This window comes from Gilliamella bombi (genome assembly GCF_900103255.1).
GTDB lineage: Bacteria > Pseudomonadota > Gammaproteobacteria > Enterobacterales > Orbaceae > Gilliamella > Gilliamella bombi.
Window position 1 is genome coordinate 1 of sequence record NZ_FMWS01000129.1, and the last position, 597, is coordinate 597.

The following is a 597-nucleotide window of genomic DNA, read 5'->3' on the forward strand; positions in this document are numbered from 1 at the left end:
ATGATCCAATATTTGATTTTCTATTTTATCTTCAGCATTAGTATTATCATAATAAATCACATGATTGGTTTTATTACCCTGGCTATCAAAATATTCATCAACTCTTGATATGCCATCTTTGTTTATGTAGGTATAGCGTATATTTTGTTGCGTTAACAGATTCTTGCTATTACCCGCTATAGCTTTTTCATTTTCATCATAAAAAGTTTCATCATAATAAATTATTTGATGTTCATTATTATAATACTCCAATTTATTATACTTTAAATTTTGATTAGGCCAATATTCATAATTAAAATGGATAATCGTATATGTAGGTCGTTTTTGAATACTGATCACCTTTCCATCTAATTTTTCAATACGTATATAGCCGGGCTCTTTAAACACTGCTTCAAAATTTTCTTTTTTTTGCAATTGGTTGTCCTTATCTAAAATATAAAAATGGATACCATCTTCAAGTGTCTCAAAAGGCTCTGTTGGATAGAGTATTTCTATAATATTTCTACATATGTTAATCACTTTACTATATTGATTATTTTCATTAATTGTTATTTGATAAATATCCGATAATGAATTATCGTCAGGGTCTGTTTCTAA

General features: G+C 26.8%; 1 protein-coding gene. It reads right to left on the reverse strand.

Features of this window, described 5'->3' with window-relative positions; translation table 11 throughout:
• Positions 1-597, reverse strand: a 597-nt coding sequence (locus B9N71_RS13210; RefSeq protein WP_167370133.1) for a hypothetical protein, incomplete at both ends; no start/stop codon positions are given.